Genomic DNA, 24,055 nt, shown 5'->3' with positions numbered 1-24,055 from the left:
ATAGCGTCCCGGCACATGGCGGCCGACGACAACGAAGAGCGAGAAGAGCCCAAGACGGACGCGACTGCGGAGAAGGCTGCTGCCAGCATGCGGCTCGTGGACGACCTCGTTGCTCAGGTGCCCGGATTCCAGGACGCCTACGAGAGCCACGTCTTCAACGAGAACGGCGTACTACCGCACATGTTCTTCTGGGACGTCGTGCAGGACACCGTCCACTCCTACCTGGCGGAGGGCGACCCCGACGGTCCCGACTGGCGCCGAGTCCTTGCCTTCCTGGAAGAGGAGACGCGGCATCGCGTGCCCGGGGCAATCGAGGTCATCGTGACCTCGTTCCTCAACGACCTCCCCTACGAGGGAGAACCTGCGCACGGCATCGAAGCCCATCTCGGACCCGCCATGAAGAAGAGATACCTACAGCTTCGCCCCTGGTACGGGACGGAGAGCCCGGACATCCACGAACACTGACGCCGGCAACACCCCATAGACAGCGCACGCCGTTGTCCAGACACAACGCACACCGATGACACCGAACACACCGCACCAAAATGTCACCACCAGGTGCACACCCACCCCTGACCAGCATCAGCGACGACCTACTCACGATGGACAACTACCGCGGCACCCCAGGGACAATCACCCGCGGTCTCGCAAGTGAATAGACCTCGATCTCACATTCGTGACAGTGACCCCACTCCCTGAAACAGCCCCCGACCAGCAGCAACACGCAAAGGCCCACTGTCTCTCACACCACTGTCACCAAACCGAGAGATCGCAGTCGAAGGCGCCATGCCGGAGCGGGCCGCGGAGCCGAAACGCACGGCGATGCTCACTGCGGTGGACTGTTGTCCCACCAGGTGGCGTGCCGCCCCGGAGCAGGCCGGGGCGGCAACACTTCAAGGTGGTAGATCACCGCTCCATAGCCGCACAGCGCAGGATCACTGCGCCGACTGCGACGGCAGACCTCAGGTCAGGCGTTCATGAAGTACCACTGCTGTCCCCGCGCCGCGTAGACAGTCGACCACTGCTGTACGGGGGCGCCGTCGTGCGTCCAGGAGTTCTCGACCTCGGCTACGTGGCTGGTGCCCACATTCCAGAGCCAGAGGTCTCCGCCGGATCCGATGTTCTGGATGATCTCCCACTTTTGATGGCCGATGCTCGCGTCGCAGGTCCACTGCTGGATCGGGGCGCCATTGTGCCGCCATCCGTTCTCGACCTCCAGGCACTTCCCGCTGTTTATGTTGATGATCTGGTACTCGCTGTTGCCGAGGGGGCGCAACTTCCACTTGGATCCCGACTGCCCCACACAACTCCACTGCTGGGCATTGGCCCCGTTGACCTTGCTGGAGTTCTCGATCTCCAGGCACTTGTTGCTGTTTGCGTTCTTGATGTAAAGGGGGCCGCTGTCCGCCGCGTGGGAGGCACCAGAGTTCGTCATCACCAACGCGACCCCAGCCGCAACGGTGGCAGCAACCTTCGCCGTCTTCTTCGTTCTCACTTGCCCTCCAATAGCAATCCACATGTACGCGCCAAGAATGTACGACACACGGGCATGCTCTGTGGTTGCCCCCGGTGGGCAGGTTTTCTCGGGAAACACCTCCGGTTCCTCCGTGACCGCTCCATCAGCACCTGATATGCCCCTCGGCGACGGCCGCCCACGAAGGCGGCCAAGGCGGCAGCGGTGGTGCGGAAGGCGCGGCCTTCGGGGTTCCTGGAGTCACGGACGGCGACTACACCTCGCGGGCCGCGACGAGTTCGCGGCACCGGATATTGCCGGCGCGGTGGTGTTCCATCGCGGGCGGGCCCGCCGGAACCCCCGTGATGCAGACACCCTGCATAGTCCACCAGAAGGTGCCCGCAGACGGCCTCCGTGCACGAGCAGCCGGCCGGCCCGGCGAACGGTCGGGAGTGCCGGCACACCTGAGACCGCCCCCAGGGCCCCGACCACGACAACTCGACCCGGCGCAGCCGGCCCCCGAATGCGATCTCCCGCGTTCCTGTCAGTGGGCGACCTGCATGTGTGCCGCCCCGTGACAGTGACAGGCACACCGAACACCACCCCCATGTCAGTGACGAACCAAGCCCCTGGCTACACGACCAGTACAAACACGACTACCTGACAGCCCGTCACTGCCAGCAGCCCACTGACATCAACCCGGCACATCGCACTCACGGCACCGCTGGTGATCTCGGGCGGCCGTGGGCGGCGATCCACGACAACGCCCGCATCCCGGCGGACTTCCGGCTCTACCTCACCGCCACGCCGCGCATCCTCGCCGCGGCCCGGCCGCAGAAGGGCACCGGCGGCCAGGAGCTGGAGTTCGCGAGCATGGCCGACGACCCGGACGGCACGTACGGAGCATGGCTGGCCGAGCTCGGCCTGTCGGAGGCGATCGAGCGGGGCATCCTCGCTGGGTTCGAGATCGACGTGCTGGAGATCCGAGACCCCTCCCCCGTCCTCGGGGAATCCGAGGAAGCGCGGCGGGGCCGGCGCCTGGCGCTCCTGCAGACCGCGCTCCTGGAGCACGCCGCAGCGTACAACCTGCGTACGGTCATGACGTTCCACCAGAGGGTCGAAGAAGCAGCCGCGTTCGCGGACAAGCTGCCGGAGACCGCCGCCGAGCTCTACGTCACCGACGCCTCCAACGCCGACCTGGCGGCCGCGGAGAAGCTGCCGAAGTCGTCAATCGAGGCGGAGTTCTACGAGCTGGAGGCCGGCCGCCACGTACCCCCGGACCGGGTTTGGTCGGCGTGGCTGTGCGGCGACCACCGCGTCACCGAGCGCCGCGAGGTCCTGCGCCAGTTCGCCAACGGCATCGACGCGACCAACCGGCGCGTGCACCGGGCGTTCCTCGCATCCGTACGCGTCCTCGGCGAGGGCGTCGACATCACCGGCGAGCGCGGCGTGGAGGCGATCTGCTTCGCCGACACCCGCGGCTCCCAGGTCGAGATCGTCCAGAACATCGGCCGGGCCCTGTGGCTCAACCGCGATGGCAGCACCAAGGTCGCGCGGATCATCGTGCCGGTGTTCCTGGAGCCGGGCGAGGACCCGACCGACATGGTCGCCTCAGCGAGCTTCAAGCCGCTTGTAGCGGTCCTCCAGGGCCTCCGCAGTCATGATGAGCGCCTGGTCGAGCAGCTCGCCTCCCGCGCCCTCACCAGCGGCCAGCGCAAGGTCCACCTGCACCGCGACGAGGACGGGCGGATCGTCGGGGCCGGCGGCGAGGGCGAGGACCAGGAGAAAGGCGCCGACGCCGTCGCCGCGGCGGCCCTGCTCCACTTCTCCTCTCCCCGGGACGCGGCCACGATCGCCGCGTTCCTGCGCACCCGGGTCTACCGGCCGGACAGCCTGGTGTGGCTGGAGGGCTACCAGGCCCTCCTGCGGTGGCGGGCCGAGAACGGGATCACCGGCCTGTACGCCGTCCCGTACGACACCGAGACCGAAGTCGGCATCACCAAGGACTTCCCCCTCGGCCGGTGGGTGCACCAACAGCGCAAAGCACTGCGCGCCGGAGAGCTCGAGGAGCGCCGCAAGACCCTGCTGGACGCGCCCGAGGCCGGGATGGTCTGGGAGCCCGGCGAAGAGGCGTGGGAGGCCAAGCTCGCCGTGCTCCGCTCCTACCACCGCGCTACCGGGCACCTCGCGCCCCGGCAGGACGCGGTGTGGGGCGAGGACGACGAGATGGTGCCCATCGGGCAGCACATGGCCAACCTCCGCCGCAAGGGCGCGAAGAACGGCCTCGGCAAAGACCCGGACCGGGCAGCGGAGCGCGCGGCGCAGCTCACCACGATCGACCAGGACTGGGACTGCCCATGGCCGCTCGACTGGCAACGCCACTACCGCGTCCTCGCGGACCTGGTCGACGCCGACGGCGTCCTGCCCTACATCGCACCGGGTGTCGTCTTCGAGGGCGACGACGTCGGCAGGTGGCGGTGGCGGCAGCAGGAGCCGGGCACCTGGGCGCAGCTTCTCCCCGAGCAGCGGGAACGGCTGACCAAGCTCGGCGTACAGCCCACCCAGACGCCATCTCCCGCCTCAGCGGCGCCGCGTACAGCGAAGGAGCCACAGCAGGCGTTCCAGCGGGGCCTGGCAGCGCTCGCGCAGTGGGTGGAGCGGGAAGGCGCGGAACGGCCTGTGCCGCGCAGCCACGCCGAGCCCATTGCGGCCGACGGCGAGACGGAGCCGGCCGTCGTGAAGCTCGGCGTATGGATCTCCAACACCAAAACCCGCCGCGCCAAACTCGATGCCAAGCAGCGGGCAGCACTTGGTGAGTTGGGCGTGGACTGGGCGTAACACCCCCTCCCGCTGGTCGTTGAACCAGGCGGTCAGCGAAGTGCACAGCCAGGCCCCCGGGACGAGCGTCCCGGGGGCCTCGTGTTGTCGAGCCTGCACAGACGGCCAGGGCTTGTCGTCAAACTCCCGTCGTCGCCCGAAGGGCGGGGTAGACGGGAGTTTGACGACAGGCCCTAGTCTTCTGAGTCAGGAATTCTGTTCAGATGTTTAGACTTGGCCTGTGGCACGTACTGGACGGCCGAAGGCCGAGTTGGTTCTGTCGGACGAGGAACGGGCTGCGCTCGAGGGGCGGGTGCGACGCCGTTCCACGCCGCAGGCGTGGGCCTTGCGCTGTCGGATCATCCTGGCCTGCGCGGGGGGTGCGTCCAACAAGGACGTCGCTGCCCGGCTCGGCTCGACGCCGCATGCGGTGGGCCGCTGGCGGGCAAGGTTCGTTGAGCATCGGATCGCCGGCCTGGGAGACATGCCCCGATCGGGCGGTCCCCGGACGGTGACCGACGAGCAGGTGGCCGCGCTGGTCACCAGGACGCTGGAGTCGGCTCCGAAGAACGCGACGCACTGGTCGACGCGGTCGATGGCGAGGCAGACGGGCTTGTCGCAGTCGACGGTGTCGCGGGTCTGGCGGGCGTTCGGTCTGCCGCCGCACCGGTCGGAGACGTTCAAGCTGTCGACAGACCCGTACTTCGTCGACAAGGTCCACGATGTCGTCGGCCTCTATCTGGACCCGCCCGAGCGGGCTCTGGTCTTCTGCGTGGACGAGAAGTCGCAGATCCAGGCCCTCGACCGCTCACAGCCGGTGCTGCCGATGATGCCCGGAGTGCCGCAACGCGTCACGCACGACTATGTCCGGGCCGGCACCACCACCCTGTTCGCCGCCCTGGGGGTCGCCACCGGCAAGGTCATCGGTTCCCTGCACCGCCGCCACCGCGCCGAGGAGTTCAAGAAGTTCCTCATCAAGCTCGACCGGGAAGTGCCGGACGGCCTCGGCATCCACCTCGTGCTGGACAACTACGCCACCCACAAGACCCCGGCCATCAAGACCTGACTACTGGCCCACCCACGGTTCCATCTGCACTTCACACCGACTGGATCGTCCTGGCTCAACCTTGTGGAGCGATGGTTCGCCGAGCTGACGAACAAACAGATACGGCGAGGCGTCCACAAGACCGTCCAGGCCTTGGAGAAGGACATCCGGACCTGGATCGCAGCCTGGAACACCGACCCCAGGCCCTACATCTGGACCAAGACCGCGGACGAGATCCTCGAACGCCTCGCCTCATATCTGAACAGAATTCCTGACTCAGAAGACTAGGGGTGTCAGGCCCCGTCCCGGCGCGCGCGCAGGCGCTGCCAGGCGGCGATGCCCAGGGTGATGCCCCAGACCAGGAAGAGGCCGTACCAGAACAGCCCCCAGGCGGCCTGCGGGTGGGCGTCCTTGGCCGCGAAGGCCGGGGACGAGACCACGCGGCCGACGGCGAGCATGTACTGCATCGCGAAGTACATGAAGCCCCAGAGGATCATCCCGATCGCGGCGAGCCCCGACGGGACGGCGATGAGGAGGGCCGGGAAGCGGCGGCCCCAGGGACGGACCAGGGCGAGGGCGAGCACCGCGCCGAACACGGCCAGGGCGCCCATGAACCAGTAGCCGATGGCGGCCTCCAGGTTCCCGTCCGGGGCCATGGCGAAGTCCCCGGGGAACATCGCCGAGACGCCGGCGCCCCACCAGAAGTGCGGAGCCGCGTACGCCAGGGCCGCGGCGGCGGCCACCCAACCGGGCCATGCGGACCGGCGGGCGGGCAGCACGGTCGCGTTCTCGGTCGGGTTCTCGGTCCCGTTCTCGGTCGCCATCGGGTCCTCCGGGATGCTCGGGTTCGGGTGGCGGTCCGGTGTCCCCCCGCCGTGGACCTAGCCTCTCCGAACAGGCCCCTCCCCCGGATCCGGCCGCAGCACGATCCCGTACTCCCCCACCCGGGGGAGCCCGGTCCGCCCCCGGTAGCGGACAGGCCCCTCGGCGAGGCCCAGCCAACGGGGCATCCAGCCGGAACCGGCCTGTGGCGCCCCGTGTGCCGCGCACCCGCAGCGAGGCCGCCCCCGCCCCGGCGGGAATGACGATCTTGTCGTGGGCGAGCAGCCACACGACGACGTCGGCCCGGTCGAACTCCGGATGCACGTCCGTCCCGCCGGTCGGGGCGGGGAAGTCGGTGTGGCGGCGCCGCCAGTTGACCACCGCCGCCCGCCCCACCCCCGCGATCCAGCCCACCTCCGCGAGCAGAACCCGGTCCGTGTCCGGGGTGAGCGGAGTCAGGCCGACGAGCAGAGACCGGCGGCCCGGCCGGGTCTCCCGCACAGCCCGCCAGTCCACCCGAGGGCGGACCACGTCCAGGAGCGCGATGTCACGGGCGCTGTAGAGCGGGACGGTGGTCACGCCGCCCTGGCGCTTGTAGTCGATCTCCACCGTCGCCACAGGGGCGAGGAAACCGAGTCGGACCACTTCGTCAAAGTCCCGACGCCGCACCCCGAGGCGGACGGCGGCCTGGTCGGGGCCGAGGGGCACGTGCCGGTCCAGGAGCGCGGGCAGGTCCCGGCGGCGGGCCAGGGCCGCCACCTGCTCCGGGTGCACCTCGGGGAACTCCGCCTCACCGCCGAGGTAGACCAGCAGGCCGGCCCGGACGAGATGCCCGATGGCCGCCGCCGTCACCCGAGGCCGCATCGGCGGCAGCGGGACCCCCAGGGCTTCCGTCAGCCGGTCCGCCGCCACCCCGGCGCCGATCGGGCCCCGCAACGCGGCCCGCACCGCCTCCGGGTCGACCGCCTCGACCACCGCCCGCGACCACTCCCCCCGGCCGGCGTCCGCCGCCGGGACCAGACCCGAACCCGTCGCCCACCTCCACGCCGCCACCGGAACCCGCAACCGGCCCGCCGCCTGCACCGAGTCGTAGACCTCACGCCGTCCACCCATGCCGAAACACACCCCAAACGCACACCATGCGGCCCGACCGTCGAGCCGTGCCGGAAAGATGCCGAAAGATCCCAGAACGTGTCAAGAGGCATGTTTTCAGGACGAGTTGGGAGCACACCGCACAAACCGCCTAAGCGTACGCGAGGGCAAAAATCACCCCTGCGGGGGTGTCCTGGGCGGCCCCGGACACACGACAGCGCGGGCCGCCACCGGGTGGTGGCGACCCGCGCCGAGGTCGGTCCGAGAGGACGGTTTCAGCCGGAGGTCAGGAGGCCCGCTCGAAGGCCGGCGTCGCGTTCGGGCAGTCGGCCGCGTACCACAGCAGCGCCTCACGCTCGGCCTGGTCCACGGCCAGCGACCACGAGTGCTTGGTCGCCACCCACTCGCCGATGTACAGGCAGTGCACCGCCGGGGCCGACCAGGGTCACATCGCTGCCGAGCTCGTTGGCGTACCGGCGGCGCCGCTCCGTGGTCCAGCCGTAGCCACCAGCTGGCGGGGAGCGTCATTCGAACCGTGCCGTATTGCTGGCCGTCGGACGTCACGGGTTGAGGAAACGGGCGACCCGACAGCGCGGTCGATGGCAGCGCCGAGTTTGATCACACCCGGGTTCGACACGTTGTGTATCTGATTGGCTACGGATGGAAGCGTGCGACAGTCGCGCCCAGACCACAGGAGCCGTCATGAGCGCAACAGAAGAGCAAACCAACCCGGCAGTCCGACTGGGCTTCCAGTCGGGAATGGTCGTCCAGGAACTCGGCTACGAAGACGACGCGGAGCAGGAGCTTCGCGGGGCCATCAAAGACCTGACGGGCACCGAGCTGGTCGGTGAGGAGTACGACGATGTCGTCGATGCCGTGATCGTCTGGTTCCGGGACGAGGACGGCGATCTTGCCGACGCGCTGGTCGATGCAACGACACTTGTCGAAGGCTTCGCCTTGATCTGGCTGTTCACACCGAAGTCCGGACGCGACGGGTACGTCGAGCCCTCAGACATCCAGGAGGCAGCAGTGACGGCCGGCCTTCAGCAGGTCGGCTCAGCGAGCGCAGGCACGGGCTGGAACGGGCTTCGCCTGGCCACCCCCAAGGCCAACCGGTAGCGGCCGGAACGAGCCCGCGAGAGACACAGGCGCCCAGCCCGCCGCCTCGGGCTGGGCGCCTTCACGCGCACACGGGGTCGATGGCCTGGCCCCCTGCGGGCTGCACCTCGTACCGCGAGCGCACCGGTCACTCAAGCCCTTCCCGGCCTACGGGGCAGGGGTGAACACCACGTCGGTGCCACCGCAGCCGGCAGCGATGTCCAGGAGCCGGTCACGTTCGAGCTCGTCCACCGCCAGGCCCCAACGGAGCTTGGTCGCGGTCCACTCCGCGCCGTACTGGCACAGCACCCGCTCCGAACCCGACGGCGGCAGCCACTGAGCCGGATCCTGATCCGCCTTGCTGCGATTGGACCGGGCCGTCACCGCAACCAGGCTGGACTCCTGGCCAAGGTCGTTCGCGTACGCCTCGCGCCTTTGAGCGGTCCACGAACTGGCGCCAGCTGGCGGGGAGCGTCATTCGAAGCGTGCGGTATTCCCCCGATGGCGGTACGACTCCCCTGGGCGACGACGGCTCAGCGAGCGCCGGAACGATCATCGGTGAAGGTCCTGTTGCCGTAGCAGGGTGGAGCGGATCTCACACGCGACACGCTCGCGCCTGGAGGACCTGGTCGCCAGCAGCGAGGACGAGACGGACGAGGGAGCGGACGGTGAGGGTGCGGTGTCGGGCGGCGCGTACGGCACGCCCATGGACCTGCCGGGCAGCGAAAGGGGTACTGCTGGACCCCTGGACGAACGAGCCCCTGTACGGGCCTCCGCGGCGGGTCGGCGGGTGGTTGCCTGGAGAGCGGGCCTGCTGCACCGCACATCGCACCACCAGGAAGAAGGAGCATCTGATGAAGCACGTATCGCTGGGCGGGCTGGACGTCTCGCGCATCGGCCTGGGCGCCATGACCATGGCCGGCATCTACACCACCGGCGGAAGGCTCGACGACAGCGAGTCGGTCCGCACCATCCACCGGGCACTCGACCTCGGCGTCACGCACATCGACACCGCCGAGATCTATGGCCCCTTCCACAGCGAAGAAGTCGTCGGCAAGGCCATCAAGGGCCGCCGCGACCAGGTCGTCGTGGCCACCAAGTTCGGACTGGTCTCCCATGCCGGCGACAGCCCGGCCCCGGGCGTCACCGACAGCACCGCCGCCAACGTGAAGGCCGCCGTCGAGGGCTCCCTGAAGCGTCTTGGCACCGACCACATCGACCTGTACTACCAGCACCGCGTCGACCCGAACACGCCCATCGAGGAGACCGTCGGCGCACTGGCCGAGCTCGTCACTGAGGGCAAGATCCGCCACATCGGGCTCTCCGAGGCCAGCCCCGCAACGATCCGCCGCGCCCACGCCGTGCACCCGGTCGCAGCCCTGCAGACCGAGTACTCGCTGTGGACCCGCGACGTCGAGGACGAGATCCTCCCGCTGCTGCGTGAACTCGGCATCGGCTTCGTCCCCTACTCGCCGCTCGGGCACGGTCTGCTGACCGGGCAGATCCGCTCCGTCGACGACTTCCCCGACGATGACTGGCGCAAGACCAACCCGCGGTTCACCGGCGAGAACTTCCAGCGCAACCTGGCGATCGTCGACGAGGTGCAGGCGATCGGCGCCGACATCGGCGCCACGCCGGCGCAGACCGCGCTGGCGTGGATCCTCACCCGCGGCAACGACATCGCCCCCATCCCCGGAACCCGGCGGGTCGCCCGCGTCGAGGAGAACACCGCCGCAGACGGCATCGAGCTCACCCCGGCCCAGCTGGAGCGGCTGAACAACCTCACCCCCGCCACGGGCGAGCGTCACGACGAGGCGAACATGGCCGCCATCGACCGCTGACCCCGCCGAACACGGCCCCGGAGTGCATCCCCGCCAGGGTTTGTGGATCAGCCTCCCGGTCACGATCGCAGCCATCCGCTGACCCCACCGCAGCAGCAGGCGCAGCCCGACCGGTCCCGCTCAGGCGCAGGCTCTGTTCCCCCCGGCGATGCCGCCGCATCGCCCGGGGGGAGCGGGGCCTGTCCGTGTGTGCCTACGGGGCGTGGGTGTAGGTGACGGTGTTGCCGGCGCAGCCGGCCGCGATGTCGTAGAGGCGGTCCTGTTCGTTCTGGTCGACGGCGAGCTGCCAGCGGAGCTTGGTAGCGGTCCACTCCGAGGCGTACCGGCACAGCGCCTCGGAGGCCGGCGGGAGCCACTCGAAGGGGTCCTGGTCGGACTTCTGCCGGTTCGAGCGCACGGTGACCGCGACGAGGCTGCTGGCCTGCTGCTGGTCGTTCGCGTACGCCTCACGCCGCGCGGGCGTCCAGGCGGAGGCGCCAGCTGGCGGGAGCGTCATTCCGAACGCGCGGTATTCGTATGGCTGGTTCAGCAGTCGCATCAGAGTGGTGCGGCTTGCTTCGCCAGGTGTTCGGTGGATTCACCGGAGGATAACGGTGACGCCGCAGCTCTCAAGGAGTTGCACGGCTTCCTCGAAGTAGGTGAGCTTTTCGCCGTGGTCGAGGGTGAAGTTCAATGCATGGCGAGCGATGTCGGCGTCGTGCCAGATCAAGGTGAAGGGCCCGATGACGCCGCGTTGGCCGCCCAGGCAGTCTTTGAGATCGTCGAGCCCTCGTCCGAACCAGCGGCCGGGACCGATGAGTGCTTCTCCCAGCGCGCAGTAGAGGCCGGGCTTGTCGGTGATGAATCGTCCCTCAAGGTGATGGGTTTCCCCAGTCCGATCCGGCTCGCCGCCTGGATGAGGGCGTATCAGGGCGAGCCACTCAGTTCGGCCTCGCGTGTCCAGTGAGGCCCACTGGTTGGGCGTCGTTGGGAAGCTCTGGTACCAGGTCTCCCAGATGCGTCGGGCACCCAGCGAGGGTCGGTCGTCGTCCCCTCCGTCGGCGAGCGTGATGTCGATCAGGGACCCGCCCAGCACGGATGCACTGACCTTGGCGATCTCCAGACGGATCCCATGGGACCCCATCTCCCGCCCGAACCGGTCCAGTGCCACCAGTACCCCCCACTCTTGGGTCCAGGCTTGCGGGTTGCGCAGGGCAGTGAGCAGTCGCTCACCGGGCTCGCAGCCAATGAGCTGCAAGGGGATGTCTGGGCGGACCTTGCGCGGGGCGAGGAGACCGTCGATGCTGTGACATTCGCCGACAGGCCCGCCCCTGTAGTCCTCTTCGGCTACTGCGAAACGCGGCACGGCAGGCATGGTGCCAGGGCCGGCGCCGGGCCAGACCTCGCTGTGTTCGATCACGCCAGTGCCGACGACGACGTCGACGAGGTCCGGATCGGTCGCGTTGGGCGAGTGCGAGATGACGACCGTGTCCACCAGGGTCCACGCGAACTGGGGGCCCTTCTCATCCGAGATGTCAACGTCCAGATTGCCCAGAGACCGCGTGGCCTCGTCGGGAAAGGCGAGCACATCGTGCCATGGGCCTGCGGGCGTGCACCCGCGCAGAGTAAGGAGTTCACGTGGCGGCGGCACCGGGTCGGCGAACAGTCCCTCGACATCGGCGCACCGCCCCCAGAAGTCGCTCTCAAGGTCAGCATCCCGGCGTATCAGAAGGTATCTGACCGGAAAGATGTGATCCCACGTGGCATGGTCCTCGACCCGCACGAAGCCTCCGAACAGTTGAACCGACTTGGCGGGTCAACGATACGGAGCAACGTTCCCTGGCCCGCCGGAAGGGCCAGTCAGCTCTTGTTCTGATGAAGTCTGCCGATGGCCTGTTGGCGTGCCTGGAGGTAGGTGGTCCAGTCGGTTGCGGCTCGGCGGCGCCACTGCAGCGCGGTGATGACGTGGAGCCCGAGGAGCGGGGCCAGGACCGCCGGCGGCATCTCCTCGGCGAGCTGGATCAGGGCGGTCGCGCGAGAGGGACGGATGGGGATTCCGTGGCTGGCCAGGGCCCGGGCGAGGGAGCTGGCGGAGCGGTGGGTCCCCGGCCGACCGCCGGGGAAGAGCCAGATGACGGTCGTGTTGCCGCTCCGAGCGGCGCATCAAGGCCGCCGGCTTCCCGCGTGACAAGTCCCTCCGGGCCTTTGCCTTCGATTCGAACCCGGCCATCGACCCGGCCGCGATCCACACCCTGGCCTCCTGCGACTGGGTCAAGAAGAGCATGCCTCTCTGCCTGATCGGCGACTCGGGGACCGGGAAGTCACACCTCCTGATCGCAGTCGGCACCGAGGCCGCGATGCACGGCTACCGGGTCAAGTACGTCCTCGCGACCAAACTCGTCAACGAACTCGTCGAAGCAGCCGACGAGAAACTCCTCGCCAAGACCATCGCCCGATACGGCCGCGTCGACCTTCTCTGTATTGACGAGCTGGGTTATATGGAACTGGACCGGCGCGGTGCCGACTCCTATTCCAGGTTTTGACCGAGCGCGAGGAGAAGAGCTCTGTGGCGATAGCCTCACCGATCCACGGCTCTGCGCGGCCATCGTGGACCGCCTCACTTTCGGCGGCAACATTATCGAGACCGGCACCGACTCCTACCGCCTGGCCGTCACACGGGCCCGCGCCGAAGCGGCCGCAGCGGTCACGAGCTGACGTCTGTCCAGGTCACGGGGCTAAGACCTGTTTGCTTGGTCATCTGCAGGCGCTTGCGGATGGTCCACGGTGGTGCCGTCTGGATTCAACCCGAAGGCGGCCGAAAGAACGGCGGGGATATCCGCTTCAGGGAGTGCGGCACGTATCTCAGCCAGGACCTTAGGGAAGTCTTCATCGTCAATGAAGCCCATGTATTCCTGGCGCAGTCGGTAAATGGTATCGACGAGCTCGGGCCTTAGTTGCATCCAGGCACGAGACGAACGGATCTCTTCGTCGACCTGGTCCATGAACCAGCGCATGACTTCGTAGGGGACTTCCAGGTGACGCCCGCGAGGGTCGAAACACACCGTCGGTTCTCGTGCAGGATCCTCGTCGGGGACGACTGCGGTCACGAGGTGGAGTTGCTCGGCGGCAAGCTCCAGTTCCAAGTACCAGGCGTCATCGGCTACGGAGTACATCGCGGTGATCGCGTAGTGGCCATTGGGGTGTGGGAGGGGCATGGCCGCATGCTTTCACGCTCGCCAAGGCGGGGCCTCGCAAGCTACCGCCACAGCTCGGACCGGTTTGATCCACCGGTCCGAGAGGTCGACCACCATCCAGAACGGCCGAAGTATTGGCCGCTCACGTGTCTGAGGTGGAGTCACTTCTCACATTCAGATCTTGCCCCTGATACCCCTGAACGGAGTCAGAACTGACCTACCTCTGGAGTCAGTTGTCACTGACGCAGCCAGAGGTGAGACGGACAACGCCAAGGTCACGCTCCTGCTCCACTGCACCGATCGCGGACTCGATGTCCACGCCGACACGCACACGGTCCTCGTCCACGTTCGACGACGCAACGGTGATGGTTACGAGGACCGCTTCGCGCAGTGGCTTGCCGAGCAGATCGGCCAGAAGGTCATAGGGCCGCCGCAGCACCCGTAAGACCGCGGGCGTCGCTCTCCCCGTCCGACCGTAGTCTGCCGAGCCGCCACCGGGCCCGCGGTCCGCTCCTGGCCTGTGCGTGAGGACTGGGATGTGTCCCTGGTGCCGCGACCGCCGGGGCGGGCCTGACGGCGCGCGCACTGCGCGTCAGTCAGCGGCACACTGGACCAACGATCAGAAGCTGATGCGAGGGAGCTGCTACGCGCTGGCGGCGCCATCGGCCTGGCCAGCACGCGTCCACCAGGCGATCACTCGCGCGGCCATCGCGTCTGGCCGCAGGCCCAAGGAGTCGAGACCGAAGTGATCCTCCAACTCATGCCGGAGGAACTCACCGAGCTCCGCCTGGCTGGCGCCGCTGTGAAGCCTCCCGAGCAGGGGAGCGAGCATGCAGTCGTACTCGTCCTGCACGTCGTCGGCGACGCCGATCGGGTCCCACTCATTGAGCAGATGCCGTAGGTCGTTCTCGGTGGAGGTGCCCCAGGGTCTCATCACCCCAGACTGCCACCTGGGAACGACCATCATCACTCGCCGCCGCCTTGATGCAATCGAACTCCCGATTCCTCCGTTCCCTCGTCGTCATCGTCAAGTTCGACCGCGTCCGGGTCGCGCAACGGACGCAGGCCGCCGCCGACGGGGATGGAGGCGGTGAAGCTGTAGCGGCCCAGGACGTTGAGGTTCTTGTGCTTGAGCGGGGAGAGGCGGGCCACGTCCTCATCGCGGATCTCGTGGTCCTCGGCGCGGAGCTGGGCGACGGCAGCGTCGATGTACCGGGTCGTCCAGAGCACCACGGCGTTCAGGACCAGGCCGAGCGAGCCGAGCTGGTCCTCCATCCCGTCCCGGTACGCCTGGTGGATGGTGCCCTTCTTGCCGTGGCAGATGTCGCGGGCGAGCTTGTGGCGGGACTCCTGAACGGTGAGCTGTTTGTGCATCTGGCGCCGGTAAGTGTCGTCGACCGGGTCGACGACGGCGAGCAGGTGCAGGGTCTTGGCGATGCGCCCGTACTCGGCGAACGCCTGCCCCAGCGGGGTGGGGTGGCCTTCGCGGCCGAACATTCGCAGCAGGTCGTAGGCCCTCACCTGGTTGGTGACCAGGGAGCCGGCCACCCGCAGCATGTCGGGCCAGGCGGTCAGGACCTTCTTCACGTTGACCTTGTTGCGGGCCAGCACCTCCAGCGGCCCGTACCCGCCCGCCGTCTCGGCGCCGGGCATCTGGGCCTTCCAGAACCGCTGGTCTCGAGGTCCTTGAAGCGCGGGGAGAAGCGGTAGCCGAGCATCTTGAAGATGCCGAAGACCATGTCGGAGTTTATGTGGACAGTTCAAGTTGATCACCATCCGGTGTGCCGACGACGGCGAGGAAGGTGCGGACTGACGGCATCAGGAGCCAACCAGGGCGCCAATCAGCGTGTGAGCCGCCGGCTTGTTCAGCAACGGGGCAGCCATGGTGCTCACAGTGAGGCTTCGTACGCCTCTCGGATGGAGGCAGGGATACGTCCCTTGTCATTGACGAGGTAGCCGTTCGCTCGGGCCCATAGCCGTATTGCCTCGCCCTCCTGACCGCTGTCCCTCACGGGGCCCCTGACGGTCCCCCTCGGATGCTCCGAGGACACCCCTTCGAGATGGTCCGCCGCATCGTGGAAGAAGTCGGCCAGTGAGGCGAAGCGACCTTCCTCAGGGTTCTGCCCCTCACACCAAGATCCGACGGTGCCGGTGCGTGTGTCCAGGAACCTGCCGTAGAAGCCGTCGCTCTCCGCGGCGATTGGTACCCACTCCCGGCGCCAGAAGGCCGATTCGGGGTCTGCTGACGGTTGCATCTTCTCCAAGCCCCACATGTGCAGGTAGACATGCTGAATATCTGTGAGTCCCAGCAGGAGACCGCCGTTCGGGATGATTCCCTCACACCCCAGCGCCACCAGGCACGAATCGGCGTCGGGGGGCTGCTCACCACCGATGTCGTTGGCCAGAAGCCACTGCAACATCTCTCTCGGCAGCTTCAACCCCATGCGCTCTTCAGCATCGCTGATGGCCGTCGGGCTGCCCGGGCCGCCCAGACCAGCGAAAACGCTGGGAGCGTTCTGCCTGAGCCAGCTGGTGACACGGCCCCACGCCTGTCCCACGTCTTCTTTCTCGTGCGTCGGCATTTCGCTCATGTGATCATCCATGGGCAGACGGTACGTGGGTTCACTGACAGCCCAGTGTTGCAACGACTGGTTGAACTCGCCCAATATACGAGCGTGCGCTTCACCGAACACTTGAGCATCGAGGGGATCCGTCCCTCGATCGCCAGCGTCGGGGACGCGTATGACAACGCGCTGATGGAGACGATCAATGGCCTGTACAAGGCCGAGTGCAAGGTCTTCCACGGCGGTCCCTGGAGGACGGTCTCGGACGTCGAGTACGCGACCGCCTCGTGGGTCGAGTGGTACAACAACCGCCGGTTGCACGGAAGTCTGGGCATGATCAGCCCCACCGAGTTCGAGGCAGCCCACTACGCTGACACAGAACCAGGAGCCGACTGATCACCGGCCAACAAACCACCGGCAGAAAAGTCGGAACGGTTCATCGTGTGCGTCACGAAATATCCGCCACAGCCGGAGTAATTCCCCACGATCTGCATGATCAGCGTCAGGTACCTCCCCACCCTGGCGGTCACGATTCCCCAGGGGGACGCTGACCGTTGACGGTGCTCGTAACAAAAAACTGCCGGAGTAATGCCGAGATGATCTGGTATCCGACCGACCGCGAGGAAAACCCGCTGGCTGTCGGTGTTCCCTGCTGGAACGATCCTGGGATGACCGACCACCGTGATGCCGTCCTCCGCCTGTGGGGTCGCCAGCTTTACGAGCGTCAGAGCGATCCACTCGCCTGGGCAGAGGCGGTCCTGGAGGCCACCGGTCGCCCGCCGACCGCCGCCACCGCGGCGATGTCCGGCCGACTCGACGCCCTCGCTGATTCCCCATCGGACCGCGCATGGCTGCTGTTCCGTACGGTCGCCAAGCTGGCCGCGAACCTGCGGGGCGACGGCCTCTACGACGCGGACGTCGGCACCCGAATCGGCCCACTGGCCCTGCGGTTGGGCGAGCTCGAACCACCGATCGCCGGCCAGCTCGGGGACGCACTCGGCCACCCGCCGGACGGGCCGACATCCCTCGTCACCGTCCACGCCGCCGATTTGAGCAGGAACCGCACGATCCGGCTGTCGGCGATCGACGCCCTGCTGGAGTGGGCCGAGCTCGGCCATCCGCAGGCCCGGGCAGCCCTGTCCGAGGTCGCCTCCGACCACCGGACGCAGGATGTCACCGTCTGGACCAAGGCACTCAACCGGATCGCCCTGTTCGGCGACGCGAGCGTCGAACCGGGCCTACTGCGCGCACTCGCCGACACCGGGCACCGCGGGGTGCGGTGGTCGGCGCTCGCCTGTGCCGAACTCGGCTTCCGCCGAGCCGTTCCGCTGATCACCGCCCTGCTGGAGCATCCCGATCCGATGGTCCGCGAGGGTGCCTGCGAGGCACTCGGCCTCCTTGAGGAACACGCCGCCGTGCCCGCCCTGACAGCCCGGCTGAACGACGAGACCAACTGGGTACGCAGCAGGGCCGCCCTGGCGCTCGGCCAAATCGGCGGCGACCGGGCACTCGCTGCGCTCTGGCAAGCCATGATGGAACGCCGGAACCCGAAGGCCAGTCATCTCGCCTCAGCGATCGCCGCCTTCGGCCCGCCGGTCGTGGACGACCTGATCGCCCTCACCACCGATCCCGACCCGGACCTCCGAGCACTGGCCTGCCGCGCTCTCGGCTCCACCGCCGACGACCGGGCCCTCCCGGCACTGGAACGCCTCGCCGCCCACGACCTCGCCAGAACCACCCTCGGCGGCCTCGTGGCAACCGCCGCCAAACAGGGACTGCGGACCGCGCACCGCATTCGCGCGCGCACCGCATCGACCTGACCTCGACGCTCGTCTCGACTGACGTTCACCGTGTGGAGATGCGTCAGCTCTTCTGATTGAGGGCGCGGGTCAGGTCGCGGTTGGCTGCTCGGGCGGCTTCAAGTTCGGCTTGACGCTCCTCAAGCGCGCGCGTCAGCTCAACGTTGCTCTGTTCGAGCCTGGTGATCCGACTGTTCAGCTCGGCGACGTCGGCGGGTGGCCCGAGGCCGGAGGCCCGCCAGATCTCTTCACCGAGCGCCTTCGACAGGCGTTCTTCGAGCTGCTGGACGCGGGCGGCCAAGCGGGCGCTGCGAGCACCTGCGTTGGCGAGATCGGCTTGAAGCGATACCGAAGAGACTGTTGGCCCAGTCCCGGACGGCGTGGCCGGTTCGTGCGCCGCGGTGTGGAGCGCGTCGAGGAGGTCGCGATGGCGGTAGAGGAAGGTTCGGTCCACACTGGCGGCGCGGGCGATGGCTGAGGCGGTCAGTGGGCTTCCCTCGCGCCGTGCGGTGATGATCGCGCTCGTCACACGGGTACGGCGGCGTTCGGTATCGGCCTGGCGGCCGTCGTTCATGGCTGTGGTCACGACGTGTGGATCCTTGAGGGTCGGACGTCGGGCAGGGGCTGGCCGACGCGGGGCATGCCGAGGTGGACGGTGCGCGAGCGCCGCACGAGAGCGACGGCCTGCTCGATCTGCGCGCGGTCCTCGACGGTGAGCTGGTCGAGGTCAGAGCTGACGCGGTCGATGAGCCGGCGGACCCGACTGATCTCCTCCTGCGAGGGCATGGCCTGGGTACGTGCCCACTCGTCGGCTTCGAACGCGGACATCAGCCGTTCCCGGCTTCGCAGCAGTTCGGCGAGGTGGGCTTGGAGGTCGGGGAGGCAGGAGACGTCGGTGGAGAAGTGCTCGCACCCCAGGCAGCGGAACCGCAGCGGGCCCGCGTGGCCGCAGGCGGCGACGTTGGAGGGTTCGCGGCAGACCCCGTACGGGGTGGCGACCTCCCCGATGGCGCGGCGGACGTGCTCGGAGTCGAGCAGGCTCTGGGCCGCGCGCCAGACCCGGTTGCCGTGCCGGTCGAACTGGAGGGCCGTGACCCGGTCGACGGCTTCCCGACGGCGTTCCGCGCCGACCCGGTAGTAGCCCTGGGTGGTGGAGATGAGCCGGTGATCCATCAGCTCCTTGAGGACGTCGGGGTGCACTCCGGCGTCGGCGTGCCGCTGGGCGTAGCAGTGCCGGTAGGCGTAGGGGAAGACGCGGGTCTTGTCGAAGAGCACCAGATGGGTGACCGGGGTACCGGCCTCGGTGGTGATGACCGGGACGATGAGGTCAGGCAGCGAAGCCACCCAGGTGCGGTGGGCCAGAGCGATGTCCTTGTACGTCTTGGCGCCCTCGGGGTTCGTTCGAGGCCGGGGCAGGAGCTTGAGCCGGGCCGGCTCGGAGGCCGGGAAGCGGTCGCGGACGCGTTGCTGCTGGCGGCGGATCACCTCGGCGGTCTCGCCGCCGATGGGCAGACGGCGACCGAGCCGGTAGGCCTTGTGGTTGTCGTAGACGAGCACGGGTGATCCATCGGGGTCGCTTTCCAGGCAGTCCCAGGCCAGGGTGTAGATCTCGTCGGGGCGCCGTCCGGTGTCGATGAGGAGTTCGGTCGCCACCCTCGTCTCGGTGTTGCTCATCTCCTCCAGGCGGTCGAGGTGGGCGCACAGGACGCGCATCACCGCTTCGGGCAGATCGCGGCCGGCCTCGGCGTCCTCCGGCTCGTCGGGCATGTCCTCGGGCCAGATCGCGAAGTCGACCGGCATCCCTTCCAGCACGCCGCCGGGGCCGGTCAGGCCCAGGGTGCGGAAGCGGAGCAGGACCCGGCGGACGAACCGGGTGTAGGCCAGCCGGCGTGACGCGCTCTGCTTGCCGGTCGCGGTGAGGTGGCCCATGCGGTTGCTGTACGCCACGATGTCGGCCCGCGCCCACAGTGCCGGCACCTCGCCGCGGTCGGGGCGCTGAAGGCGCAGGCTCTCCGAGAGCATGGCGACGGCGGAGATGATGGCGCGGGCATGGTGTACGGCGTTCTTGTTCCGCCGCCGGGGGAAGGTCGTCGTAGACCCAGACCTTCATCGCTTCCCGCAGCGGCTTCTGGGTGATCGCGGTGAACGGGACCACTCCGGTGTGCCCGAAGACGGACATGTCCCAGACGTCCTTGACCCGCTCGGTCTCCGGCGTGGTGTTCAGCCGGGCGAGCGCCAGCTGTGCGGCACGGATCATCGTCGCTTGCTCACGGCTGTACCCGGCGGCCTCGGGATCGGAGACCTCCTCCAGCCGGCTCGTCTGCTGGGCGCGCAGCCGGTCGTAGAGCGGGCGCAGGCACTCGGGCCGGAGCTTGCAGCCCGGAGGATCTCCTCCGTCCGCTCGTCGCCGGCTGGCGCCACCGCCGTAGGCCGCATGGCCGAGACGGTGGCCCTCACCGGTTCTCCTCCCGCCCGCCGAGGGCGCGCGGGGTGGGGACCCGCTCGACCGCTGCCCGCACCCTCCCGGGATCCGGGAATCGGTACGGTCCCGAAGAGTCCGGGCTCCGCTGCCCCAGCAACGCCTGGACCTCATCCGGTGAACCGCCCGCATCCGCCACGTTCGACCCGAACGCACGCCGCGCCATGTGCGGACCCACCCGCCGCCGCAGTCCCGCCCGCACTCCGAGCCGGCCGAACAGCTCGCCGATCGCCTCCGGCGAGATCGGCGCCCCGATCGGCGCCCGGAACAGGTTCACCAGCAGGAAGTCGCTGCCGCCGGCGCCGAGCAGCCGGTGGCGTTCCTCGTAGTACAGGTCGAACGCGGACACGGTCAGGAAGTCCAGCGGCGCCACCCACGCGTGCCGCGACTTCGACCAGGCTCCGTTCGGGTTCTCCCGCCTCCGGACGTGCAGGTGCGCACCCTGGTACTCGCAGCCCAGCGCCCGCGAGTCCGGCAGCAGATGCACGTCGCTGCGGCGGAGCCCGGCCGCCTGCCCGCGCCGCAGCCCCACCCGTCCGAGCAGCAGCACGACCAGGCGGTCCCGCGCGCTGCGGCAAACGGTGAACATCGCCAAGAGCTCGGCGTCAGCCGCCCGGTCGACGTCGGCGGCTGGCTCCCTCAGCCGGTGCACGGGACGCAGCCGGTAGAACAGACCGCCGTCCTCGCCCGTCGCTTCAGCTGGCAGGTCGCGGCTGTCGGCGAGCTCGTAGATCTGCCCCAGCACCCCGCGCGACGCCTCACCTGCGGACACCGCGTACGACAGCAGCCCCCGCACGGCCACCAGGACCCGGTTGATCCGCCGCTCGCACCGCACCGGCGCCGACCCCGGACCCGGCCGCACCACCGCCGCGACCCCGTCCCGGGGCGCCGGCGTGTACCTCAGCCAGACCATGAACAGGCCCAGATCCCGGCCCGCCTCCGGCCACGACCGGCCCGTCGTCCCGCACCAGCGCAGATACAGCGCGACGCCGCCGGCGTACGCCTTCGTCGTTAGCTCAGCCCGGTCTCGCCCGAACCGAACGTTCCGCAGCCAGTGATCAGCCAGGGGAACGACCTCTAGATCGTCGTCAAGGACCGTCCAGTACTTCTGCCCGGACGGCATCACCACGGGAAACGCCTGCATCAGCAACTCCTGCATCGAGTCGTGCAACAACCCGCCGCAGAGCCACAACCCCCGAGAACGAGTCCCAGGAGCTCAACGAACCCGCCTCACCCCACGTCACACCACAGCTGATCCACCCCGAGAGAAAGCGGATTCCCACCCACCCCATATCGACAGCATGTTCGATGGCTTCTCTGTACCAGTCAAGGCGAGCCGATCTGAACGGCATCAATAGCCGGCGTGCACCAACGGGTGGGCGGCGGTCACCAGTCGCGGCTGGAGTTCGCGCCTTCGAAGGCGCCGGCGCGGGCCGCCGCCGCGGAGGCCGCGGCGGCGCGGCGCGGCAGCGTCGGGTCCGGGGCGGCCCGGAGCAGCAGCAGTTCGTGGTAGAGCGGGGCGGTCGCGGCGACCAGCAGCGCCCGGCTGTCGGCCGGGCCGGGCAGCTCGCCCCGGTCGGCCGCGCGGGTGACGACCACCGCACAGCGCGCGTAGCGGTCCTCCCAGAACCGCGACAGTGCCGCTGCCGCTTCCGCCGACCGGAACCCGGCGGCGATCAGGGCCGTGGTCACGTTCGGCCCGCCACCCGCCAGCGCCTCGTACACCTCCTGATTGAGGGCGGTCAGGTCGTTCTCCAGCGACCCGGTGTCCGGTGGGCTCCACGTGTCGTCGGACGCGGCGTCGAGTACGTCGGCCAGCAGGCGACCGACGTCACCCCAGCGCCGGTAGACGGTCGTGCGGTGGACGCCGGCGCGTTCCGCGACCGCGTCGACCGTGAGCCCGTCGTACCCGGCCTCCAGGAGCAGCGCGCCCACCGCCTCCAACACCTGGGCGCGGACGCGGGCGCTCCGGCCGCCCGTCCGGCGCCGTGTCGTGGCCGGTTTGACCGGTTCCTGTCGGCCGAAACCTTCGCTTGCCTGCGCAGGGGAATCCATGTCAGCATTTTAACGCAACATTCATCGCCTTAAAGGAGAACTCCCGTGCTCATCCACCACGCCACCGCCCACCACACCGCCGCCGCGACGACCCCCGAACCCCTGGAGCCGCCCCATGACTGCACAGCTCACCGCATCTGACCTCACCAAGTCCTACAACGGCCGCCTGGTCCTCGACTCCGTCGACTGCTCCGTCCCCGTCGGCGAACGCCTCGGCATCGTCGGCGAGAACGGCTCCGGCAAGTCCACCCTGCTCCGGCTGCTGGCCGGGTCAGAGCGCCCCGACCGCGGCGAGGTCGTCCTGCACGCCGAAGGCGGCGTCGGCTACCTCGCACAAGAAGAGGACCTCGCCCCGCACCTGACCGTCCAGCAGGTGGTCGACCGCGCCCTCGCCGAGCTGCGTGCCCTGGAGCGGGACCTGCGCCGGATGGAGGCCCGTATGGCCGACGGCGACGCCACCGCCGAGACCCTCAGCGCGTACGCCGACACCCTCACCGCCTTCGAACTGCGCGGCGGGTACGACGCCGACGCCCGCGTGGAGCGCTCCCTGCATGGCCTCGGCCTGCCGGCCCTGCCTCGCGAGTCCACCGTCGGCAGCCTGTCCGGCGGCGAGGTCGTACGTCTGCGCCTCGCCGTGCTGCTTGCCGCCGCCCCCGAGGTGCTGCTCCTGGACGAGCCCACCAACCACCTCGACGGCGCCGCCCTGACCTGGCTGGAGGACCACCTGCGCGCCCGACGCGGCATCACGGTCGCCGTCTCCCACGACCGGGCCTTCCTGGAACGCGTCGCCACCTCCCTCCTGGAGGTCGACGGCGACCTGCACCGGACCGTGCGGTACGGCAACGGCTACGCCGGCTACCTCGCCGAGCGCGCCGCCGACCGGCGCCGCCGCGCCGAGGCCCACACAGCCTGGCGGGCCGAGGCGGCCCGGCTGCGCGAGTCCGCCGCCGTCACCGCCCGCCGGGTGGCGCCGGGGCGGGCCATGAAGGACGGCAACAAGATGGCGTACGACCGCGCTGCCGGCCGGGTGCAGCAGTCCCTCGCGAGCCGGGTCCGCAACGCCGAGGAACGCCTTGCCCGGCTGCTGGCCCGGCCGGTGCCGGCCCCCGCGGACCCGCTGCGGTTCACCGCGGTATCGCGCAACGCTGCCACGGCTGCCGCCGACCCCGGAACGCCCGCCGGTTCCGGGGACGCGCGACGGGTGCTGCTGGCCGCGGCGGGCGTCGCGGTCGAGGGGCGGCTCGCGCTGGTGGACGTGAACGTGCCGGTCGGCGGCCGACTGCTGGTCACGGGCCCGAACGGGGCGGGCAAGAGCACCCTGCTGCACGTACTGGCCGGCACCCTGGCCCCCGACCGCGGGCAGGTCGTACGCCACGGCCGGATCGGACTGCTGGCCCAGCACACCGATGCCGGCACGGGCCGCGGAACTCTGCTCGCGGCCTACGCCGAGGGCCGCCCCGGGACCCCCGAGGAGCACGCCGAACAACTCCTCTCACTGGGCCTGTTCGCCCGCGACCGGCTGTCCGCTCCCGTCGGCTCCCTGTCCGTCGGACAGCGGCAGCGGCTGGCCCTGGCCCGCCTGGTCACCGAACCGGCCGACGTCCTGCTGCTGGACGAGCCCACGAACCACCTCTCTCCCGCGCTGGCGGAGGAGCTGGAGGAGGCCTTGGCCCGGTTCGCCGGCGCGGTGGTCGTGGTCAGCCACGACCGACGGCTGTGCGCCCGCTGGTCGGGCGACCGGCTGGCCCTGCACGCCCCGGCACCGGAACCAGCCGCAGCCGCCACCTGCCCGTGACGACGGGCCCGCCCCTCCCCGC

General features: G+C 69.1%; 21 protein-coding genes and 6 pseudogenes. 10 read left to right on the top strand and 17 right to left on the bottom strand.

The window, feature by feature from the left end:
• Window positions 1-15: 15 nt before the first annotated feature.
• Window positions 16-465 (top strand): hypothetical protein, encoded by a 450-nt coding sequence (locus OG625_RS38700; protein WP_329390283.1) that lies wholly within the window; start codon window positions 16-18, stop codon window positions 463-465.
• 502 nt (window positions 466-967) lie between these two features.
• On the opposite strand, the gene OG625_RS38695 is transcribed toward OG625_RS38700, so the two are convergent.
• The gene (locus OG625_RS38695) at window positions 968-1,435 is read right to left on the bottom strand and encodes an RICIN domain-containing protein (protein WP_329390282.1); all 468 of its coding nucleotides are present in this window, start codon (window positions 1,433-1,435) and stop codon (window positions 968-970) included.
• Between the two features lie 56 nt (window positions 1,436-1,491).
• Window positions 1,492-1,761, bottom strand: coding sequence for a DUF397 domain-containing protein (locus OG625_RS41545; protein ID WP_443067846.1), 270 nt, complete (start codon window positions 1,759-1,761; stop codon window positions 1,492-1,494).
• 256 nt (window positions 1,762-2,017) lie between these two features.
• On the opposite strand from OG625_RS41545, the gene OG625_RS38690 reads away from it, so the two are divergent.
• Together OG625_RS38690 and OG625_RS38685 are read left to right on the top strand one after the other, a co-directional pair.
• Window positions 2,018-4,291, top strand: coding sequence for a helicase associated domain-containing protein (locus OG625_RS38690; RefSeq protein ID WP_329390280.1), 2,274 nt, complete (start codon window positions 2,018-2,020; stop codon window positions 4,289-4,291).
• Window positions 4,292-4,511: 220 nt separating this feature from the next.
• A pseudogene (locus OG625_RS38685) lies at window positions 4,512-5,603 on the top strand (IS630 family transposase).
• A gap of 5 nt (window positions 5,604-5,608) precedes the next feature.
• Here the strand turns inward: OG625_RS38685 and OG625_RS38680 are convergent.
• Window positions 5,609-6,139: a DUF3995 domain-containing protein gene (locus OG625_RS38680; protein WP_329390278.1), complete on the bottom strand. Its 531-nt coding sequence runs from the start codon at window positions 6,137-6,139 to the stop codon at window positions 5,609-5,611.
• 833 nt (window positions 6,140-6,972) lie between these two features.
• On the opposite strand from OG625_RS38680, the gene OG625_RS38675 reads away from it, so the two are divergent.
• Window positions 6,973-7,230 (top strand): hypothetical protein, encoded by a 258-nt coding sequence (locus tag OG625_RS38675; protein ID WP_329390276.1) that lies wholly within the window; start codon window positions 6,973-6,975, stop codon window positions 7,228-7,230.
• Window positions 7,231-7,515: 285 nt separating this feature from the next.
• Here OG625_RS38675 and OG625_RS38670 read toward each other — a convergent pair whose 3' ends face one another.
• Window positions 7,516-7,656: a hypothetical protein gene (locus OG625_RS38670; RefSeq protein WP_329390274.1), complete on the bottom strand. Its 141-nt coding sequence runs from the start codon at window positions 7,654-7,656 to the stop codon at window positions 7,516-7,518.
• Window positions 7,657-7,931: 275 nt separating this feature from the next.
• On the opposite strand from OG625_RS38670, the gene OG625_RS38665 reads away from it, so the two are divergent.
• Window positions 7,932-8,348 (top strand): DUF3052 domain-containing protein, encoded by a 417-nt coding sequence (locus OG625_RS38665; RefSeq protein WP_329390272.1) that lies wholly within the window; start codon window positions 7,932-7,934, stop codon window positions 8,346-8,348.
• 147 nt (window positions 8,349-8,495) lie between these two features.
• On the opposite strand, the pseudogene OG625_RS38660 reads toward OG625_RS38665, so the two are convergent.
• Window positions 8,496-8,789 (bottom strand): annotated as a pseudogene (locus OG625_RS38660) (HNH endonuclease); the annotation flags it as partial.
• A gap of 392 nt (window positions 8,790-9,181) precedes the next feature.
• Between OG625_RS38660 and OG625_RS38655 the strand changes: the two are divergent.
• The gene (locus OG625_RS38655; RefSeq protein ID WP_329390270.1) at window positions 9,182-10,168 is read left to right on the top strand and encodes an aldo/keto reductase; all 987 of its coding nucleotides are present in this window, start codon (window positions 9,182-9,184) and stop codon (window positions 10,166-10,168) included.
• A 193-nt stretch (window positions 10,169-10,361) separates the two neighbouring features.
• Here the strand turns inward: OG625_RS38655 and OG625_RS38650 are convergent.
• The 3 genes and pseudogenes from OG625_RS38650 to OG625_RS38640 form a co-directional block, all read right to left on the bottom strand.
• Window positions 10,362-10,649, bottom strand: a pseudogene (locus tag OG625_RS38650) (HNH endonuclease); the annotation flags it as partial.
• A 96-nt stretch (window positions 10,650-10,745) separates the two neighbouring features.
• A complete protein-coding gene (locus OG625_RS38645) occupies window positions 10,746-11,930 on the bottom strand; it encodes a barstar family protein (protein WP_329390265.1) in 1,185 nt (394 codons plus the stop codon).
• A 77-nt stretch (window positions 11,931-12,007) separates the two neighbouring features.
• Window positions 12,008-12,151: a hypothetical protein gene (locus OG625_RS38640; protein WP_329390263.1), complete on the bottom strand. Its 144-nt coding sequence runs from the start codon at window positions 12,149-12,151 to the stop codon at window positions 12,008-12,010.
• Between the two features lie 143 nt (window positions 12,152-12,294).
• On the opposite strand from OG625_RS38640, the pseudogene OG625_RS38635 reads away from it, so the two are divergent.
• Window positions 12,295-12,862, top strand: a pseudogene (locus OG625_RS38635) (ATP-binding protein); the annotation flags it as partial.
• Window positions 12,863-12,882: 20 nt separating this feature from the next.
• Here the strand turns inward: OG625_RS38635 and OG625_RS38630 are convergent.
• The 5 genes and pseudogenes from OG625_RS38630 to OG625_RS38605 all read right to left on the bottom strand — a co-directional run bounded on the left by OG625_RS38630 (window position 12,883) and on the right by OG625_RS38605 (window position 15,944).
• Entirely contained in the window at window positions 12,883-13,362 is a 480-nt protein-coding gene (locus OG625_RS38630) for a hypothetical protein (protein ID WP_329390261.1), read from the bottom strand.
• A 208-nt stretch (window positions 13,363-13,570) separates the two neighbouring features.
• Window positions 13,571-13,780, bottom strand: coding sequence for a hypothetical protein (locus tag OG625_RS38625; RefSeq protein ID WP_329390259.1), 210 nt, complete (start codon window positions 13,778-13,780; stop codon window positions 13,571-13,573).
• A 204-nt stretch (window positions 13,781-13,984) separates the two neighbouring features.
• The gene (locus tag OG625_RS38620) at window positions 13,985-14,275 is read right to left on the bottom strand and encodes a hypothetical protein (protein ID WP_329390257.1); all 291 of its coding nucleotides are present in this window, start codon (window positions 14,273-14,275) and stop codon (window positions 13,985-13,987) included.
• A gap of 32 nt (window positions 14,276-14,307) precedes the next feature.
• Window positions 14,308-15,086 (bottom strand): annotated as a pseudogene (locus OG625_RS38615) (Tn3 family transposase); the annotation flags it as partial.
• Window positions 15,087-15,230: 144 nt separating this feature from the next.
• Window positions 15,231-15,944 carry an Lsr2 family DNA-binding protein gene (locus OG625_RS38605; RefSeq protein WP_443067845.1) on the bottom strand — a complete coding sequence of 238 codons (714 nt, stop codon included), beginning with the start codon at window positions 15,942-15,944 and terminating at the stop codon, window positions 15,231-15,233.
• Between the two features lie 57 nt (window positions 15,945-16,001).
• Here OG625_RS38605 and OG625_RS38600 point away from each other — a divergent pair.
• Window positions 16,002-16,301 (top strand): annotated as a pseudogene (locus OG625_RS38600) (transposase); the annotation flags it as partial.
• Between the two features lie 272 nt (window positions 16,302-16,573).
• Window positions 16,574-17,725, top strand: a complete 1,152-nt coding sequence (locus tag OG625_RS38595; RefSeq protein ID WP_329390255.1) for a HEAT repeat domain-containing protein — start codon at window positions 16,574-16,576, stop codon at window positions 17,723-17,725.
• 43 nt (window positions 17,726-17,768) lie between these two features.
• On the opposite strand, the gene OG625_RS38590 is transcribed toward OG625_RS38595, so the two are convergent.
• From OG625_RS38590 to OG625_RS38575, 4 genes are all read right to left on the bottom strand, one after another.
• Complete coding sequence (locus OG625_RS38590; RefSeq protein WP_329390252.1) at window positions 17,769-18,290, bottom strand: hypothetical protein; 522 nt, start codon at window positions 18,288-18,290, stop codon at window positions 17,769-17,771.
• Complete coding sequence (locus OG625_RS38585) at window positions 18,287-19,726, bottom strand: tyrosine-type recombinase/integrase (protein ID WP_329390249.1); 1,440 nt, start codon at window positions 19,724-19,726, stop codon at window positions 18,287-18,289. The genes OG625_RS38590 and OG625_RS38585 overlap by 4 nt, the downstream gene beginning before the upstream one ends.
• Window positions 19,727-20,157: 431 nt before the next feature.
• A complete protein-coding gene (locus tag OG625_RS38580) occupies window positions 20,158-21,327 on the bottom strand; it encodes a tyrosine-type recombinase/integrase (protein WP_329390247.1) in 1,170 nt (389 codons plus the stop codon).
• Window positions 21,328-21,569: 242 nt separating this feature from the next.
• Window positions 21,570-22,238 carry a TetR/AcrR family transcriptional regulator gene (locus OG625_RS38575; RefSeq protein ID WP_329390245.1) on the bottom strand — a complete coding sequence of 223 codons (669 nt, stop codon included), beginning with the start codon at window positions 22,236-22,238 and terminating at the stop codon, window positions 21,570-21,572.
• Between the two features lie 115 nt (window positions 22,239-22,353).
• Here OG625_RS38575 and OG625_RS38570 point away from each other — a divergent pair, with 115 nt between their 5' ends.
• Window positions 22,354-24,033 (top strand): ABC-F family ATP-binding cassette domain-containing protein, encoded by a 1,680-nt coding sequence (locus OG625_RS38570; protein WP_329390243.1) that lies wholly within the window; start codon window positions 22,354-22,356, stop codon window positions 24,031-24,033.
• Window positions 24,034-24,055: the final 22 nt, after the last annotated feature.

The sequence above is a fragment of the Streptomyces sp. NBC_01351 genome (genome assembly GCF_036237315.1).
GTDB lineage: Bacteria > Actinomycetota > Actinomycetes > Streptomycetales > Streptomycetaceae > Streptomyces.
Note: the sequence above shows the minus strand (reverse complement) of the source record. Positions and strands in the feature narration are given on the sequence as shown.

Excerpts from the sequence above, each read along its gene's own strand:
- OG625_RS38700 (WP_329390283.1), top strand. The coding sequence starts at position 16 with ATGGCGGCCGACGACAACGAAGAGCGAGAAGAGCCCAAGACGGACGCG.
- OG625_RS38695 (WP_329390282.1), bottom strand. The coding sequence starts at position 1,435 with ATGACGAACTCTGGTGCCTCCCACGCGGCGGACAGCGGCCCCCTTTAC.
- OG625_RS38680 (WP_329390278.1), bottom strand. The coding sequence starts at position 6,139 with ATGGCGACCGAGAACGGGACCGAGAACCCGACCGAGAACGCGACCGTG.
- OG625_RS38675 (WP_329390276.1), top strand. The coding sequence starts at position 6,973 with ATGGCCGCCGCCGTCACCCGAGGCCGCATCGGCGGCAGCGGGACCCCC.
- OG625_RS38665 (WP_329390272.1), top strand. The coding sequence starts at position 7,932 with ATGAGCGCAACAGAAGAGCAAACCAACCCGGCAGTCCGACTGGGCTTC.
- OG625_RS38655 (WP_329390270.1), top strand. The coding sequence starts at position 9,182 with ATGAAGCACGTATCGCTGGGCGGGCTGGACGTCTCGCGCATCGGCCTG.
- OG625_RS38640 (WP_329390263.1), bottom strand. The coding sequence starts at position 12,151 with ATGCCGCCGGCGGTCCTGGCCCCGCTCCTCGGGCTCCACGTCATCACC.
- OG625_RS38630 (WP_329390261.1), bottom strand. The coding sequence starts at position 13,362 with ATGCCCCTCCCACACCCCAATGGCCACTACGCGATCACCGCGATGTAC.
- OG625_RS38620 (WP_329390257.1), bottom strand. The coding sequence starts at position 14,275 with ATGAGACCCTGGGGCACCTCCACCGAGAACGACCTACGGCATCTGCTC.
- OG625_RS38605 (WP_443067845.1), bottom strand. The coding sequence starts at position 15,944 with ATGGATGATCACATGAGCGAAATGCCGACGCACGAGAAAGAAGACGTG.
- OG625_RS38595 (WP_329390255.1), top strand. The coding sequence starts at position 16,574 with ATGACCGACCACCGTGATGCCGTCCTCCGCCTGTGGGGTCGCCAGCTT.
- OG625_RS38585 (WP_329390249.1), bottom strand. The coding sequence starts at position 19,726 with ATGCTCTCGGAGAGCCTGCGCCTTCAGCGCCCCGACCGCGGCGAGGTG.
- OG625_RS38580 (WP_329390247.1), bottom strand. The coding sequence starts at position 21,327 with ATGCAGGCGTTTCCCGTGGTGATGCCGTCCGGGCAGAAGTACTGGACG.
- OG625_RS38575 (WP_329390245.1), bottom strand. The coding sequence starts at position 22,238 with ATGGATTCCCCTGCGCAGGCAAGCGAAGGTTTCGGCCGACAGGAACCG.
- OG625_RS38570 (WP_329390243.1), top strand. The coding sequence starts at position 22,354 with ATGACTGCACAGCTCACCGCATCTGACCTCACCAAGTCCTACAACGGC.